Here is a 16,718-nt window from a genome sequence, read left to right as displayed (position 1 = left end):
CAAAAACCGCAAAAAGCCAGCTGATATAGCTGGCTTTTTGCAATGTGGCACCTTGTCTCGGTGCTATAAAACTATTAAATATCTTCCTCAGATACAAATTTTGCAGAATAAAAATCCCGGTTCATACGGGCAATGTTCTCTAACGAGATGCCTTTAGGGCATTCCGCTTCACAAGCTCCCGTATTGGTACAGTTACCAAAACCTTCCGCATCCATTTGCGCAACCATACTCTGTACCCTGCGGTAGCGCTCCGGCTGTCCTTGCGGCAGCAATGCCAACTGGGATACTTTTGCAGAAACAAACAGCATAGCCGATGCATTTTTACAGGTGGCTACACAGGCCCCGCAGCCAATGCAGGCCGCAGCTTCAAAAGCAGCATCAGCCTGAATCTTAGGGATCGGCAGGTTATTCGCATCCTGTGCATTACCGGTATTTACCGAAATGAAACCACCTGCGGCAATCACCCTGTCAAATGCAGTTCTGTCTACTGTTAAATCTTTAATTACCGGGAAAGCTTTCGCCCTCCATGGCTCAACCACAATCGTATCGCCATCCTTAAATGAACGCATGTGCAACTGGCAGGTCGTTACCAGGTCTTTAGGACCATGCGGTCTGCCATTAATGAACATGGAACACATTCCGCAGATACCTTCACGGCAATCGTGATCAAACACAATAGGCTCCTCGCCCTTATTGATCAGCTGCTCGTTCAGCACATCGAACATCTCTAAAAAAGACATATCAGGCGAAATATCAGACACCTTATAATCCACCAAAGCACCTTTGGTCCTGTTATTTTTCTGACGCCAAACTTTCAGCGTTAAGTTCATATTTCCTGTACTCATGATATTGTACTATTTATAACTTCTTTGTGCTACTTTAATATTTTCAAACTTCAACTCTTCTTTATGCAGTTCAAAGTTTACTCCTTCCTTAAATTCCCAGGCAGCAACGTAAGCATAATGCTCATCGTCACGTAGTGCCTCGCCCTCTTCCGTTTGATACTCTTCGCGGAAATGGCCACCACAGCTTTCGTTGCGGTTTAATGCATCGATACACATCAATTCGCCCAGTTCTATAAAATCGGCCACACGACCTGCCTTTTCCAGTTCTGTATTCAGCTCATCAGCCGATCCCGGTACGCGAACATCTCTCCAGAACTCGGCACGCAATGCCCTGATCTCCTCAATCGCTTCCTTTAGCCCTTTTTCATTACGGGCCATGCCACATTTTTCCCACATGATGTGTCCCAGGCGTTTATGGAAATGATCTACCGATTTTGTTCCCTTAATATTGATCAGCTTATCCAGAATACCTTTTGCCCTTGCCTCGGCTTCAACAAAAGCCGGGTGGTCTGTAGGAATGGCCTTCACGGAGATCTCTTTCGATAAATATGCCCCAATGGTATAAGGCAATACAAAATAACCGTCTGCCAGGCCCTGCATCAATGCCGATGCCCCCAAACGGTTGGCACCATGGTCAGAGAAATTGGCCTCACCTGTGCAATACAGCCCAGGTACACTGGTCATCAGGTTATAATCCACCCAAAGTCCGCCCATGGTATAGTGCACTGCAGGATAGATCCGCATTGGTGTTTCGTAAGGATTTTCGCCCGTGATCTGTGCATACATGTCAAACAGGTTACCGTATTTGGCTTTGATCACCTCAGTACCCAAACGCATACAGGTTTCCTTATCAGGGTTATGATTGCCCGCCTTAGCAGCCTCAATACGACCATAACGCTCTGTATTGGCTTTAAAATCAAGATATACAGCCAGTTTAGATGCACCTACGCCATAACCAGCATCGCAACGTTCTTTTGCCGCTCTTGACGCCACATCGCGTGGCACCAGGTTACCAAAAGCAGGGTATCTGCGCTCCAGGTAATAATCCCTTTCCTCTTCAGGGATTTCAGAGGCCTTGCGCGGATCATCTTTTTTCTTTGGCACCCAGATCCTGCCGTCATTCCGCAGCGATTCAGACATCAGTGTAAGCTTGCTCTGATGATCGCCCGAAACCGGGATACAGGTAGGGTGGATTTGTGTGTAGCAGGGATTGGCAAAATAAGCCCCCTGTTTATGCGCTTTCCAGGCAGCAGTTACGTTACTGCCCATCGCATTGGTTGAAAGGTAAAAAACGTTTCCGTAACCACCTGTGCCCAATACTACAGCATGACCGAAATGACGCTCAATTTCTCCTGTGATCAGGTTGCGGGCAATGATACCACGTGCCTTACCATCAATTTTTACTACTTCAAGCATTTCATGGCGGGTAAACATTTCTACCTTACCCATACCTATCTGGCGCTCTAAAGCAGAATATGCGCCCAAGAGTAATTGCTGTCCGGTTTGTCCGGCAGCATAAAATGTTCTTTGTACCTGAGTGCCCCCAAAAGAACGGTTGTCTAATAAACCACCGTATTCCCTGGCTAAAGGAACACCCTGTGCCACACACTGATCTATAATATTTGCACTAACCTCGGCCAAACGGTGTACGTTGGCTTCGCGTGCACGGTAATCGCCACCTTTAATGGTATCATAAAACAAACGGTATACACTATCACCATCGTTCTGGTAATTCTTTGCTGCATTGATACCACCTTGTGCTGCAATGGAATGTGCTCTGCGTGGTGAATCCTGGAAGCAGAAACACTTCACCTTATAACCCATTTCAGCCAGGGTTGCTGCTGCCGAAGCGCCTGCTAAACCTGAGCCCACAATGATCACCTCTATCGTTCTTTTATTTGACGGGTTAACCAAAGGCACAGAAGACTTATACTTAGTCCATTTTGTGGTTAATTCTCCCTCTGGTATGTTTGAATTCAAATCTGACATGTCTTTTATGCTAAAATTATTTAATAAGGCCCAGGTACATTGCTACCGGCATAGCAGCAAAAATCAGTGAGATCAGGATAGAAAACCAAACCCCAACTGCTTTAATAATCGGTGTATACTTCTTGTGGTTCCATCCCAGTGTCTGGAAAGCCGAAGCAAATCCATGTAACAGGTGGTAAGCCAGGGAAACCATTGCCAATACATAAAGCAAAACGATCAGCGGGTTTTTAAAGGTTTCTACCATTACCGCAAACAGGTCGTGATTCCCGTTTGCGTCTGTTGTAGGAATGCCTGTAAAGCGCGACATTACCCAGAACTTCGAGATGTGTACAATCAGGAAAATCAACAACAAAGTTCCCAGTAAGCCCATAGAGCGGGAGTACCATTTACTATTTGCTGCGCCATTGTTCACCGCATATTTTACCGGTCTTGCCGCCTGGTTTTGAAATGTTAACCTGAAGCCCTGGAAAATATGCGCAAGTAAACCTGCAAATAATACCACTTCCATTGCCCGGATCAACCAGTTGGTACCCATAAAGTGGGCTCCCATGTTAAAGGTTAAGCCGCCATCATTAACAAAAATCAGGGCATTGATAAAGCAATGCACTAAAAGAAATGAAATGAGAAACAGGCCCGTTATGCCCATTATTAATTTTTTTCCAATTGATGAGGAAAAAGCGTTTCCGAAACTTGCCATTAGATTGTTTATTTTATTTCTGTTATGTGCAAAAGTATTTAATAAAAGAATTAAATGGTTAATTCCAAGCACAAATCAGCTATTTAGAAACATTCTAACATTACAATTCAATGATAATTGAAGTTGTAACAATAGAGGTCCCTTATAGAAAACTTTATTCATTAACAATTCCCACAAAAAAAGCTGCCTCCTTTTGGGAGACAGCCTTCGTCAATTTAATTAGCCTGAAATTACCTTCCTGTGGTCAGTGAATAGGTAAATCTGCCTTGTGATCCTACTCCGGAAATCGTGGTCATGCCATTCCTTGAGTTTGGCAAAGCACTTTCTACATCTTTTGCGCTGTTTACTGGTATTCCATTCACTGAAGTGATCAGCACACCTTTAGGTATTTCCCATGAGTCGAACAGTTTACCTGTTTCTATGTTGCTCACTACAACACCGTTTTTCACACCATAACGTGCTTTAAGCTGTGCTGATGCAGGCTCAAAAGAAGCTCCGAGTTTACCTAAGCTGGTTCCGCTCGAGCGCTCAGCCAGTTTTGAAGTGTTTACACCAACGCTGTTGTCGCCCCTCAAAGTAACCTTTACATCTTTCAAAGCACCATCCCTAAGCAAAGTCAGCTGTACTTTATCCCCAGGGCTTAAGCGTCCGATCTTTTCCTGAAGGTCCGGAGAATCGTATACTGCAACACCGTCTACTTTTTTAATAATGTCCCCCTTTTTGATACCTGCAGCTGCACCACCTCCGTTTGGAAGCACTTCGCTTACATACAATCCATTGATGTCATTGATTTTTAGTTCTTCTGCATAATCAGCATCCAATGGTCTGAAAGAAACCCCTATATATCCACGTTTTACGCTACCATATTTCCTGAAGTCGTCCAGGATCTTTTTAGCCAGGTTAATCGGGATAGCAAAACCATAGCCTTCATTGGTACCGGTTTGCGATGCAATTGCAGCATTGATACCGATCAGCTCGCCGCTTGCGTTTACCAGTGCACCACCACTATTTCCAGGGTTAATGGCAGCATCGGTCTGAATAAAAGATTCTATACTGCTGTTTGTTCTTTCAGGCGCTTTACCAGTCCTGCGGTATTCTTCGTATTCTTCTTCTGTAAAGTCTTGCTGCTGTTGTCTGCCCAAAATACCAATGCTTCTGGCTTTGGCACTAACAATACCAGCCGTAACAGTAGTTTGCAGGTCTAACGGGAAACCAACTGCCAATACCCATTCCCCAATCTGCACATTATCAGAGTTACCCATTTTCACTACAGGCAGATCAGTGGCTTCTACTTTGATCAGGGCCAAATCCGTATTTGGGTCTTTACCAATCACTTTGGCACTTACCTTACGTTTATTAGATAAGATCACCTCAATCTTATCGGCATTGTCTACCACATGGTTATTGGTTACAATGTAACCATCAGGGGTTAAAATCACTCCCGAACCAGAGGCTGCCCTTGGCATGCGCTGCATTCTGCGGCCGCCACCACCAAATAAATCGTCAAACATATCAAAAGGTGAAGAAGAACGTGCCCTTCCTTCTGAACCGCCTCCGGAATAAGAAGTTTTAATGTGGACAACAGCCGGAGAGACCGCCGCCGCAGCTTCAACAAAATCTACCGTGCCCGCCGAAGAGATTTTCGGGTTATTTGCAAACAACACTTTCTGCTGGTCTGCAAAAGACACCAGCTCACCATTTTTTGGTTCTAATAACTTATAGCCACCAATTGCAGCCGCACCACCTATAAATGCAGCCAACGCTATCAATCCTAGTCTTTTCATTTATATATCAGTTTAAATTTTATCATTAAAAAAACCGTTAACAATTCTTTTCATTGATTTATTCAAATTTAATACCATATCAACGATATTTGCATCTGTAATGCGTCATGAATACTGTTAAAAAATGTTAAATACCAGCAGGTCATCAAAATGAACATAAATTTCTTCAAATACCAGGGAGCCGGAAACGACTTCATTCTTATCGATCACAGAACCGGCCCAATCAAAGATATTGATTATGAACGGGTTAAACAACTGTGTGACCGTCGATTTGGGATCGGGGCGGATGGGCTGATGTTTCTGACCAGCAATCCTGATTATGATTTTGAGATGCTTTATTTTAATGCCGATGGCCGGCCGGGCAGCATGTGTGGCAATGGCGGCCGTTGCATTGTAGCTTTTGCCAAACACCTGGGCATCATTGATAAGGAAACTAACTTTTTGGCAGTAGATGGCCCTCATTATGCCAAAATTTCAGCAGAGGGCAACTGGGTAGACCTGCAGATGATTGATATTGACACCATCAATACCGATGGGGATGCTTATGTGCTCAACACCGGATCGCCGCATTATGTACTACAGATGCAAAACCTGGCCAGCTATGATGTATACCAGAACGGCAAAGCCATTCGTAACAATGACACTTATAAAAAAGAGGGGATTAACGTTAATTTTGTCGAAGACAAAGGCGACTACCTCTTTGTGCGCACTTTTGAACGCGGTGTAGAAGACGAAACCTATGCCTGCGGAACAGGTGTTACCGCTGTTGCCCTGTCCATGGCACAGCACAAACACCAGAACGGGCATATTGAAACCCCGGTAAAAGTTCTCGGTGGAGATCTGCGCATTAGCTTTGATTACAACGGGGAACAGTTTAGCAACGTATTCCTTTGCGGCCCAGCTGAAAAGGTTTTTGAAGGCACTATTCCCTTTCCGCAAGATGGGCAGCCAGGCCAATCTTAATTTCTCCGTAAGAGTAATCGCGGCCCAGGTACTCCCTGATCGGGTTCATCTGTAAAGTCTTCAGTTCCTGTATGGCGGCCAGGATCCTCTCCAGCTTTCTGCCCCCAATGATGTCTTTGGCGGATATTTCCTGTTTGGCCACATAGTGCGCCAGGTGACCTTCTATCGTACCGATCACCATTTTGCGTTCCTCGGCAATTTCCTGAATGGTTTTTCCTTCTTTCAGCAGGATTAGCGAAAGCTCTTTGGTATCGGCCCTAGGCTCCTTTTCTTTTTTTGCTTTTACTGTTTTTGAGCCGCTGGTTTTGCTTTTTGTTTTCCTCTCCGTAAAATCGAGCTTACCAGGCATGGCAAATACCTTTTCCATCTGTGCCGCCCTTTCAGCCTGGCTCAGCAGCGCATTTACATCCTTTTTGGTAAACTCTTTACCGTTGATCGTAGCGCTGAGCAATGCACTTGCCTTACATATTTTTTTGACCTGTTCATAAAACAGCGCCTCCATCTCGAGCAATTCAGTTAAGTAAGCCACCACCTGTTTATCTTGCTTTACCAGCTCCATCCTTTCAAATATCCTTTTCGAAAAACCGGAAAGCAATGGCTTAAAATAATTTTCGGCAGCCGTAGTCCGGTCAAGCAAAGTCTGTAGTCCGCTATCCGATTTGTCCTGGTACAGGCGCTGGATCTGCAGCAGGAATTTACTGGCATTTGCTTTTACCTCGCTCAGCTCTTTCAATAGCTGGGCGGCCCATTTCACGTGTTTCTGCTTGGCCGATTTGTTAATGTCCTTGGTATAGGAATGCACGTGTTCATATACATAATTATCGAGCGGGGCAAGATCAAAACATTGGAGGAGGTAGGACTGTAAAAAGTTTTCGCTCTCCTGGCTGATCTGATTTTCGAGCACAGCAGGCTCCTGTTTGTTTTTAGAGAAAAAGGAGACATTCTGGTCTTGCCGGATGCCTGAGCCTGAAATCTGGGAGGTCAACACCAGCCCGTCGAGCGAGCGTAAGCGCGACAGGGCCACATAAACCTGTCCGGGAGCAAAAGCATTGCCAATATCGACAATGGCTTTATCAAAAGTCAGGCCCTGACTTTTATGTACAGTGATGGCCCAGGCCAGTTTGAGCGGATATTGGGTAAAAGTCCCCATCAGCTCTTCTTTTATTTCGCCGCTCACCTTATCAGTAGTGTACCTGATATTTTCCCATTTGTACTTTTCTACAATGACCTTCAGGTTATTGCCCTCGGTCTGCACCTCTATCTGATCCGGCTTAAGTGCGGTAACGGTGGCTATCTTTCCGTTAAAAAAGCGTTGCTCCCCGCTGGAGTCATTCTTGATGAACATCACCTGCGCCCCAACTTTCAGTTCCAGGATCTGTTCTGCAGGATAGGCATATTCGCTGAACTCATCTTCTACCCTGGCCATGTAAAGGTAAGAAGGGGTTTTCAACTCTTCCAGGCTCTGCTTGTTCAGCGCATCTGCTTTGTTGTTATGGGTAGTCAGGGTGATGTATTTATCGTTCAGCGAGGGCTTAAAATTGGCCTGGTAATATTTTTGGAGCAAGGCCACGTCCTGCTGGTTTACCTGGTTATTCCTCAGGTTATTTAGCAGATTGATAAATACATCGTCGGCCTGCCTGTAAATCTTTTCCAGTTCTATATATACCGGCGGATGCTGCTGCAGGACATGGGCATCAAAAAAGTAAGCGCTGTTGTAAAATTGTGCCAGCATGGTCCATTCATTAGGCTTTACAACCGGCGGCAGCTGGTGCAGATCGCCAATGAACAGCACCTGCACCCCGCCAAAGCTGGCGTTGTTGTTTCTCCTGACATAGCGCAGCACCATATCAATGGCATCCAGCAGGTCAGCCCGCAACATACTTACTTCATCAATAATGAGCAGTTCCATATCTGTAAGCACCTTGCGTTTGGCAGCGGTCATGTTCAGATGCCTGACTATGGATTTCGGTGTATTGTACTGCTGATTGTAATGCCCTCCATCTGCGGCAGGCTGCTTGGGCAGGTAGGCGCCGAAAGGCAACTGGAAAAGGGAATGAATGGTAACCCCATTGGCATTGATGGCTGCAATGCCCGTTGGAGCAGCAATTACCGCCTTTTTATGCGTCAATTCCATCAGCTGCCGTAAAAAAGTTGTTTTGCCCGTACCGGCTTTACCCGTAAGGAAAATGTGTTTAGACGTATAGTTTACAAACCTTGCCGCCAACCCCGTAAGCGCGTTGGGTGCATCAAGGCCGCCGGCAGCTTTGACCCCATCAGTTCCGGTTAGATTTGCATTTTCTGGATTCAGCATAATGCAAATCTAACAAGAATTACCGCTTTGACCCAACCAGCAGGTAACCATTATAGCTCAACCACTTGTTGAGTTCCTCTTCTTCAGTGGTATTGGTGGTCGTATTTAAAAGCGTGATCACCAGTTTTATCTCCAGTCCACCCACCTGCTTTGTTATAGAAAGTCCTTCCGAAGGCATATAGGACATTCCCAAATCCTCCTTTTTGCCTTTTAATTTACCCGCTTTGTACAAGGCAACCGCATCCCTTGCCAGCTTTCGCACATCATATTCTACTGCTGCTGCAGTGCCCACCTTCAGTTTCAGGTTCCCATACTGATTTGTCTTTTCAACCGTTACATCCACCCCATTCACTTTAAAGTGCTGTTTGTCCAGGTAATTTTCAACGGCGACAACGTAGTCATAACCACTAACCGGTAAGAGGGTGCCTGTTTCTGTTTCAAAACGGCGGCTGTCGATGTAAGAATTGCGGGGATCGTATTTGATGTTGAGCAAGACGTTGGCTGTATCTGTTTTGATGCTGATTACGGAATATCGCGAAAGGCTATCGGCATTCTTTTCTATTTTATTTTCAATCTCCCTAAGGTCTCTTTTGGTAAAAGGCTGTAATACGGCCAGTCCGTGGCGGTCAACCAGGTAGCTTACCACCGGGCCACGTTCTTTAATGTCTTTATCCTTTTTAGAGGCCATGAGTTTCTTCAAACGGGCCACCTGCGAATACCGGGAAACAGAAAATGCACTTTGCGGGCCATAGGTAGCCAGCAGCGCCAGGATACAGAGGCTAACCGGAATAATTTTGATGTTCTGCTTTTTGCTGACCAGGAAATAGAGCGTAACTATGGTTAGCCACAGCGCAAGGACCACCAGAATATATCGTGATTCGGTAATGCCATATACACCCACTCTTTTCCATACCGCCAGGAGCAGCAGTATGACCAGGGGGATCATCATCACGTAAAAGAACCTGGAAAAAAGCTTCATCCAGCCATTGCCTTCTTTTTCTTTAATGGGATAAACCAGCAGCAGCGAGAGGATTCCGAAGACGGCATAGCCCAGAATCAGGGTAGATACCAGTCCTTTGGGCAGCTGCCAGCTCAGCATGATCTTTACTTCGTATACCAGCAAAATCACCAGGTAAATGGTCATCAGTGGAATCAGTACGTATTGTGTAAATATTTTAAGGCCTTTAGGATAACTTTCCTCTTTATTGAGCGCATCAAAATCATCGGGAACACCCGCCAGGAAGAAAATGGTCATGAAACCTGCACTTACCACCGCAAACAGCCGCATATAGGTTTGCCAGCCAATCTTCACATTAAAGAGGCCGTCGATGGCGCCCAGCGCAATAGCCAAACCGGCAAACAATACTACAGCGTACAATCCTGAAGTCAGGATCCTTAAGAACAGCGATTTATTGTATTGCCAGAAACCATTCAGACTTCCCTTGCCGATAAAAGGGGCAAAAGCCACCAATAGGTGAAAGGCGAAAGCCAGCAGGCCAAGGCGGTACATATCTGCAAGGTAAAAATAAGGCTTGAGCAGGAAGTAAAGGCCAGCACAGAGCAATACCATCAGTAAACGCAGGGACCATTGTTTTGCTTTACCAAAATGGTTCACTTCAGCATAGAGGTCGGCCGCCAGTAACAGCGTCAGGGCCAGGTTACAGACTGCCAAAAATTCCATAAGCTGCTCTTCCCTGTGCGGATTGGTATAAGGAATATCGACCACATAGCACCAGGCAATGCTTGCCGCAAGGGCAACTATTGCCTGTAAGGGAAAACGCGCAACAACCCTCAGAAAGCTGAGCCATAAAGCGTGTAAAGATGGAAGTTTGAGTTTCATAGGTAGAGTTTAATGTCTTGTAACATTTAAACCTAAATGTAATCATATTTAGCAAAATCATCGCTTTTAACATTGTTTAACAAACTTTAACATTTGCAGACTTCTATTACTAAACTTTTAGTTATAGCTTAGCATGAGCTAACCACACACAATGAAACTGACTTATTTAACCCTCTTGCTGGTATTGAATACTTTATTCGTATTTGCCCAGCGCCCCTATGCCATGAAAGGCTCCGTAACGGATTCCATGGCTACCTACAAACTGGTAAATACCTCAATTGTATTACTCAACAAAAAAGATTCTACACTGGTCAAATATACGCGGGCCGATACAGCCGGTAATTTTAATCTTGGCGGTCTGCGCCCGGGTAAGTTTATGCTGCTGATCACCTATCCCGGCTATGCCGATTATACCGAAGATTTTGTGCTCGATAGTTTGCACCCTGTCAAAGACTTTGGGCCTATTAACCTCATCCTGAAATCAACCTTACTGGAGGGTGTCATCATTAAAGGAAAAGCTGCCGCCATTACCATAAAAGGCGACACCACTGAGTTTAATGCCGGCAGTTATAACCTACCGCCCAACGCCAAGGTGGAAGACCTGCTGAAACAGTTGCCGGGGATACAGGTAGACAAGGACGGGAAGATTACCGCACAAGGACAAAAGGTGAATAAAGTGTTGGTGGATGGGGAAGAGTTTTTTGGGGACGATCCTACACTGGTGACCAAAAACCTGCGGGGCGATATGGTGGATAAAGTGCAGCTATACGATAAAAAAAGCGACCAGGCCACCTTTACCGGCATAGATGACGGTGAAAAATCAAAGACCATCAACATTAAGCTTAAGGAGGATAAGAAGAATGGTTATTTTGGTAAAGCTGAAGTCGGAGGGGGCACGCGCGACTTTTACAAGGGTCAGGTAACAGCAAATATTTTCAAAGGCAAACAAAAGGCTTCTGTGTATGGTTCCACAGGAAATACCGGAGAGTCTTTGGGCAATGGGATGTCTTATGATGTCGTTGAATTTATGGACGGCAGTGGTGCGATGGGGATGGCCTACAGCATGAGCTCGGATGACTTTGACATGGGTGGTGGCGGCGCAGGGGGAATCCCGGTCAACAAAAATGCAGGCTTCCATTATGAAAACAAATGGAAAGACAAATACGGCATCAACAGCAATTATAAGCTGGGTTCTGTTCGTACAAAAGGAGAAGCGGGTAGCCTGAGCATCAACACGCTCCCGAACGGAAATATGACCACGGCATCCAACCAGCAATCCGATAATTTTTCTTTCAGCCAGAAACTGGACGGGACATTTAACATGCAGATCGACTCTACTTCAAACCTGAAGGTAACGGTAAGTGGCTCGCTTAAAAACACCAATTCTGATGACACCTATAATGCTTCTACCCAAAGGGAGAATGAAAGCTTTTTAAACAAGAACATCAGAACGATTACCAATGAAGGGAACAATAAGGGCGTTAGCGCCACAGCATTCTGGACAAAAAAGCTGAAAAAAAAGGGGCGTACGCTTTCTGTAAACTTAAAGCAATCAGTGAACGAAAACACCAGCTCCGGCTTCCTGAATTCCGAAAACCGTTTCTTTAACGAACAGAACCAGCTGGACAGTACGGTAAATATTGACCAGTTCAAAACCAGTAAGATCCTTAAATCTGCCTTTAGCAGCAATGCGACCTATACTGAGCCTTTGTCCAAATCTTTGTCCATGATCTTAAATTATGGCCTCAATATCGACAACAGCAGTTCCGACAAACGCTCCTTCAACAAAGACGCCGCCGGCAATTATGACGATCTGGACCTTAAATTCAGCAACAACTTTGATCTGGACCAGATGACCAACAACGGAGGCTTCAACTTTAACTATAAAAAGGGGAAATCCATTCTGAATTTCGGGACCAGGCTTACTGCCGTACAATTCAAACAGTTCGACAGATACGAAGACAGGACCTTAAAGCGGAACTTCATCAATTGGGCCCCACAAATTGGCTACAGTTACAATTTCAGCAGAAGCGCTTCTTTAAGGGTCAACTACAATGGCAATACCAGTCAGCCCTCCATGGAGCAAATCCAACCTTACAGGGCCAACACCAACCCTTTATACATTGTTCTTGGAAATCCAGACCTGCGGCCTTCATTTAGCAGCAACATCAACATATCCTACAATTCCTTCAAAATGCTGAGTGAGCAGAACTTATGGATAAGCGGTAATTTCAGCTTTACCTCAAACGCCATTTCCAGCAATACGGTTACTGATGATGCGGGTATCACCACTACCCAGGCCATAAACCTGAACAACAAGACCCCCATCAATTTCATGGTGATGGCAAATATGGGCAGAAAGATCAAGGGAATAAACTTACAGACCAGCGCCAATGTCAGCGGAAATCAGAGCTACAGCATTTCCAATGGGATACTGAACACTTCCAAGTCCTTAAATTACTCCCTTGGACCTACCGTCCGTTATTACAAAGAGAAATTCAACTTCAGTTTAAATTTAAGTCCGGGCTATAACACCTCAAGCAGCACATTAAGGGGCATCAAAACCAGCAACAACAGCTGGGGTGCCAATGGGAATTTCGACACCGGGTTAACCCTGCCGGGCAGTATTGAGATCGGTACCGATGGGACATACCAATATACCGGCAAAAGCCAGACCTTCAACGAGTCGCTGAACCGTCTGATCTGGGATGCCTACATCAGCAAAAAGTTCATGAAGTCAAAAGACCTTGTGCTAACGCTTACGGGTAAAGACCTCCTTAACCAGAACTCAGGCTTCAGCAGGTCAGTTTCGGGCAACATGATCAATCAAAATACTTACACTACGATCCGTCGCTATTTTATGCTGTCCCTATCCTGGGATTTCAACAAAATGGGCGTACTATAAATAAAACACCATGAAAACGCAGTTCATCTTACTTACAAGCTTAATTTTCAGCACATTTGGCTTATTTGCTCAAAATGCGCGCTTTACAAAAAGCGGCGTCATCGAATTTGAAAAAAGCACCAATCAGCATGCGCTGATGAAGAAAAATTTTGGCAGTTCAACCGACGCCAGGTTCGGAAGCATGTTCGAAGACATGAAAAAAAACACCCCTCAGTTTAAGATCTCCAAAAGTATACTGAAATTCTCTGGCGATAAATCTTTATTTACCCCCGTGGCAGAAACGGATGGCCATATGTTCGATACCGGGGCAGGACAGATCAACACGATTTATACCGATCTGAACAGCAGCATTTCTACCACAGAAAAGAAGCTCTTTGAAGAAACCTTCCTGGTAAAAGACAGTACCCGGAAGATCAACTGGAAGCTGACCAATGAGATCCGCACCATTGCCGGCTACGAGTGCCGGAGGGCAAATGCCATCATTATGGATTCAGTTTATGTGGTCGCCTTTTATACCGATAAGATCCCGGTTTCGGGCGGACCGGAATCCTTTACCGGCCTGCCGGGAATGATCCTTGGCCTGGCCCTGCCCCACGATCACATTACCTGGTTTGCCAAAACGGTAACCGACAAGTCTGTTCCGGAGAACGAAATAAAACCACCTGTTAAAGGAAAGCCTGTAAACAATAAAGGATTGATGGAAACCATCAACAAGTTGGTAAGCAAATGGGGAGGACGGGAAAACCAGATAAACAGTTTTATCCGGCCATTGGTGCTTTAGTTCACCAGCAGTTTATAACCTTTGCCATGTACATTCAGGATCTCAACTTTAGGGTCGTCCCTGAGGTACTTGCGCAGTTTGCTCAGGAATACATCCATACTTCGGCCATTAAAGTAGTTGTCGTCATGCCAGATGCTCAGCAAGGCTTCCTCCCGGGTAAGCACGCTGTTTTTCTTGAGGCACAGCAGGCGTAATAATTCTGCCTCTTTAGTAGACAGCTTTTGCATGATTCCCTGGTAGCTGATGAGTTGTGTAGTATAGTCAAATACGTAATCGCCAATCTGAAATTGTGTTTGTGCAGGAGTAACATCATTTTGCTCCTTGGTTGCGGTACGCTTCAACAAAGCATTAATGCGGAGCAGCAATTCTTCGATTCTGAATGGCTTGGTGATGTAATCGTCGCCTCCCAGGTCGTAAGCCGAGGCTTTGTCTTCCATCATGGCTTTTGCTGTTGCAAATATAAGCGGCACGTCCTGGTTAATTTTCCTGATCTCTTTGCCCAGGGTAAACCCATCCTTTTTAGGCATCATCACATCAAGGATACAGAGATCAAATTCCTGTTTGCTGAATGCCTTTAATCCTTCTTCTCCGTCGGTACACAATACAACATCAAATTTGCCTTTTAATTGAAGGTAATCCTGTAAGAGCAATCCAAGATTGGGATCATCTTCTACCAATAGAATTTTTTTCATCTGTTATGGTTATGGTTTAGCGGTAAACTGATTTCAAATGTAGTCCCGTTATCCTTTTCACTATGCACCTTGATGGTTCCATTCATTTGCTCAATAATATCCTGTACGTAGTTCAAGCCTAAACCGAAGCCCTTCACATCGTGCAGGTTGCCTGTTGGTACCCGGTAAAACTGGTCAAAGATGCGTTTTGTTTGTTCCTTGGTCATGCCAATACCTTTATCGGCGATGGCGATCAGGAGGTGTTTACCTGTATTGCGGGTGGTAATCGTGATTTCCGGGGGCTCGGTGCTGTATTTATTGGCATTGTCAACCAGGTTATAAAACACATTGGAAAGGTGCAATTCATCTCCAAAAATAAGCGATTCCGGAGCATTCAGGTTTAAGGTCAGCACAGCGTTTTTCTTTTGCAGCTGCAGGCTCATGCTGTCTACCACCGCAGCGATCAGGTCATGAATATTTACTTCCTTATGCTCCAGTTTCAGCTCTTTCTTTTCTAGCCGGGCAATGCTTAAAACACGTTCTATATGATTGCCCAGGCGTACGTTCTCATCGTAAATGATGCCGGCCAGTCTGCTTACCCTGCCTTTGTCTTCCACAATTTCCGGGTCTTTCAGTGCTTCACTCGCAATCATAATGGTGGCCACAGGCGTTTTAAACTCGTGGGTCATGTTATTGATGAAATCGGTTTTCATTTCCGAGATCTTTTTCTGTTTCAGGATCGCGTATATGGTATAGGTAAAAATGAAGATAAGCACGAGTAGCAGGCCTGCAGAAGAGGCCATGGTTGCCCACATATTACTCAGAATTAAGGAATTTTTATTCGGAAAATACAGGTATAGCATCCCCGGATCATTAAATACATCGTTACTGAACAAAGTAGTCCGATAGGTATTCTGCGGCAGCGGATCCACAAAACCGTTAGCCACTTTCTGGTACAGCACAGAATCTTTGTTGGCGAGCTTCAGCCAGAAGTCATAGGCCAGCGTAATGTTTCGGTCCAGCATTTCTTTTTTGATGAGGGTATCCAGCACATCCCTTGACACACGCTGGTTGATGGGCACATATACCTGGCGCATTTCTTTGGCCACATCTTCCAGCAGACTGAGGTTGTTTCCCTCAAGCGCAAGCGTATCCTGCATCAGTGCTTTCAAACCCTGTTCGTATTTCTGTTCCGCAATGTGGTCTTCGGTTTTAAATTTAAGGGCAATTTCCGGCCTCACACGTTCAATAGAAACGGTCATTGGCATTAAGGTTCGCGGGTTTGTGGCCAGGTACCGGATGCTGTCAGGGAGCTTGGCGCCACCAACAGAAAAAGCAGAACCCGATTTGGAAATTACAGTCTGGCTTACATTACCGATTACATTACCGAAATCATCCACCCCAAAATTAACCTCTACCTGCAGGGAAGAATTGCCTTTGTTATTCGGGTTGGAGATTTCGCGGAATACATCCTCACTAATCATCTGTGCCCTCAGGAAGGCCCTTTTTACTTCAGCATCACGCAGGTTCAGGTCGGCAATGATCTTTTTCTGCTGTTCCAGCTTACGTTTTGCTTCCTCTTCCTTGTATTTTTCCTTAAAATCGACAATCTGCTGTGCTTTTACCCTAAAATCCCTTTCCCTTTCTTTTCTGAGTTCGTCATCTTTTTTATTGATATGTCCCGCAGCATAAATCTTCTGCACCTTGTTCACTACTGTGCCCAGCGCTTGCTGTACATCTTGTTCAAAAAGCTGGGATTTAAGGTTATAGGCCTCCCTTATGTAATACAATTGCATTACAAACACACCTAGCAAGGCTACGGTCATGAGGCCGGTGATCAGCCAAAGGCTCCTTTTTTTCATGATAAACTACTCAAAAATAAGCAAGCATTCACACAAAACGCCTTATTTAACAATTTTTAACACAGGCCTG

At 45.1% G+C, this 16,718-nt stretch carries 11 protein-coding genes; 3 read left to right on the top strand and 8 right to left on the bottom strand.

Going from position 1 to position 16,718, the window contains the following annotated elements:
* Window positions 1-74: 74 nt before the first annotated feature.
* From B9A91_RS11725 to B9A91_RS11710, 4 genes are all read right to left on the bottom strand, one after another.
* The gene (locus tag B9A91_RS11725) at window positions 75-845 is read right to left on the bottom strand and encodes a succinate dehydrogenase/fumarate reductase iron-sulfur subunit (RefSeq protein WP_084238693.1); all 771 of its coding nucleotides are present in this window, start codon (window positions 843-845) and stop codon (window positions 75-77) included.
* Window positions 846-854: 9 nt separating this feature from the next.
* Entirely contained in the window at window positions 855-2,834 is a 1,980-nt protein-coding gene (locus B9A91_RS11720) for a fumarate reductase/succinate dehydrogenase flavoprotein subunit (protein ID WP_084238691.1), read from the bottom strand.
* Window positions 2,835-2,850: 16 nt separating this feature from the next.
* On the bottom strand, window positions 2,851-3,480 hold the full coding sequence (locus tag B9A91_RS11715) for a succinate dehydrogenase cytochrome b subunit (protein WP_235012533.1): 630 nt from the start codon (window positions 3,478-3,480) through the stop codon (window positions 2,851-2,853).
* A gap of 281 nt (window positions 3,481-3,761) precedes the next feature.
* Window positions 3,762-5,315, bottom strand: coding sequence for a trypsin-like peptidase domain-containing protein (locus B9A91_RS11710; RefSeq protein ID WP_084238687.1), 1,554 nt, complete (start codon window positions 5,313-5,315; stop codon window positions 3,762-3,764).
* A gap of 150 nt (window positions 5,316-5,465) precedes the next feature.
* Here B9A91_RS11710 and dapF point away from each other — a divergent pair, with 150 nt between their 5' ends.
* The gene (gene dapF, locus B9A91_RS11705; RefSeq protein ID WP_084238685.1) at window positions 5,466-6,278 is read left to right on the top strand and encodes a diaminopimelate epimerase; all 813 of its coding nucleotides are present in this window, start codon (window positions 5,466-5,468) and stop codon (window positions 6,276-6,278) included.
* Here dapF and B9A91_RS11700 read toward each other — a convergent pair.
* The gene (locus B9A91_RS11700; protein ID WP_084238683.1) at window positions 6,238-8,589 is read right to left on the bottom strand and encodes a helix-turn-helix domain-containing protein; all 2,352 of its coding nucleotides are present in this window, start codon (window positions 8,587-8,589) and stop codon (window positions 6,238-6,240) included. The genes dapF and B9A91_RS11700 overlap by 41 nt on opposite strands.
* Before the next feature lie 19 nt (window positions 8,590-8,608).
* Window positions 8,609-10,429, bottom strand: coding sequence for a DUF4153 domain-containing protein (locus tag B9A91_RS11695; protein WP_084238681.1), 1,821 nt, complete (start codon window positions 10,427-10,429; stop codon window positions 8,609-8,611).
* A gap of 151 nt (window positions 10,430-10,580) precedes the next feature.
* Here B9A91_RS11695 and B9A91_RS11690 point away from each other — a divergent pair, with 151 nt between their 5' ends.
* A complete protein-coding gene (locus tag B9A91_RS11690; RefSeq protein ID WP_084238679.1) occupies window positions 10,581-13,334 on the top strand; it encodes an outer membrane beta-barrel family protein in 2,754 nt (917 codons plus the stop codon).
* Between the two features lie 10 nt (window positions 13,335-13,344).
* Window positions 13,345-14,115, top strand: coding sequence for a GLPGLI family protein (locus B9A91_RS11685; RefSeq protein WP_084238677.1), 771 nt, complete (start codon window positions 13,345-13,347; stop codon window positions 14,113-14,115).
* Here B9A91_RS11685 and B9A91_RS11680 read toward each other — a convergent pair.
* Together B9A91_RS11680 and B9A91_RS11675 are read right to left on the bottom strand one after the other, a co-directional pair.
* The gene (locus B9A91_RS11680; RefSeq protein ID WP_084238675.1) at window positions 14,112-14,807 is read right to left on the bottom strand and encodes a response regulator transcription factor; all 696 of its coding nucleotides are present in this window, start codon (window positions 14,805-14,807) and stop codon (window positions 14,112-14,114) included. The two genes, B9A91_RS11685 and B9A91_RS11680, sit on opposite strands and share 4 nt — an antisense overlap.
* A complete protein-coding gene (locus tag B9A91_RS11675) occupies window positions 14,804-16,648 on the bottom strand; it encodes a sensor histidine kinase (RefSeq protein WP_084238673.1) in 1,845 nt (614 codons plus the stop codon). The genes B9A91_RS11680 and B9A91_RS11675 overlap by 4 nt, the downstream gene beginning before the upstream one ends.
* Window positions 16,649-16,718 lie beyond the last annotated feature (70 nt).

It is taken from the genome of Pedobacter africanus (assembly GCF_900176535.1).
Classification (GTDB): Bacteria; Bacteroidota; Bacteroidia; order Sphingobacteriales; family Sphingobacteriaceae; genus Pedobacter; species Pedobacter africanus.
This window is presented reverse-complemented; position numbering and strand designations above follow the sequence as displayed.

What these genes read in the sequence shown, in the direction of transcription:
- B9A91_RS11725 (WP_084238693.1), bottom strand. Translation starts at nt 845, where the DNA reads ATGAGTACAGGAAATATGAACTTAACGCTGAAAGTTTGGCGTCAGAAA.
- B9A91_RS11720 (WP_084238691.1), bottom strand. Translation starts at nt 2,834, where the DNA reads ATGTCAGATTTGAATTCAAACATACCAGAGGGAGAATTAACCACAAAA.
- B9A91_RS11715 (WP_235012533.1), bottom strand. Translation starts at nt 3,480, where the DNA reads ATGGGCATAACGGGCCTGTTTCTCATTTCATTTCTTTTAGTGCATTGC.
- B9A91_RS11710 (WP_084238687.1), bottom strand. Translation starts at nt 5,315, where the DNA reads ATGAAAAGACTAGGATTGATAGCGTTGGCTGCATTTATAGGTGGTGCG.
- dapF (WP_084238685.1), top strand. Translation starts at nt 5,466, where the DNA reads ATGAACATAAATTTCTTCAAATACCAGGGAGCCGGAAACGACTTCATT.
- B9A91_RS11700 (WP_084238683.1), bottom strand. Translation starts at nt 8,589, where the DNA reads ATGCTGAATCCAGAAAATGCAAATCTAACCGGAACTGATGGGGTCAAA.
- B9A91_RS11695 (WP_084238681.1), bottom strand. Translation starts at nt 10,429, where the DNA reads ATGAAACTCAAACTTCCATCTTTACACGCTTTATGGCTCAGCTTTCTG.
- B9A91_RS11690 (WP_084238679.1), top strand. Translation starts at nt 10,581, where the DNA reads ATGAAACTGACTTATTTAACCCTCTTGCTGGTATTGAATACTTTATTC.
- B9A91_RS11685 (WP_084238677.1), top strand. Translation starts at nt 13,345, where the DNA reads ATGAAAACGCAGTTCATCTTACTTACAAGCTTAATTTTCAGCACATTT.
- B9A91_RS11680 (WP_084238675.1), bottom strand. Translation starts at nt 14,807, where the DNA reads ATGAAAAAAATTCTATTGGTAGAAGATGATCCCAATCTTGGATTGCTC.
- B9A91_RS11675 (WP_084238673.1), bottom strand. Translation starts at nt 16,648, where the DNA reads ATGAAAAAAAGGAGCCTTTGGCTGATCACCGGCCTCATGACCGTAGCC.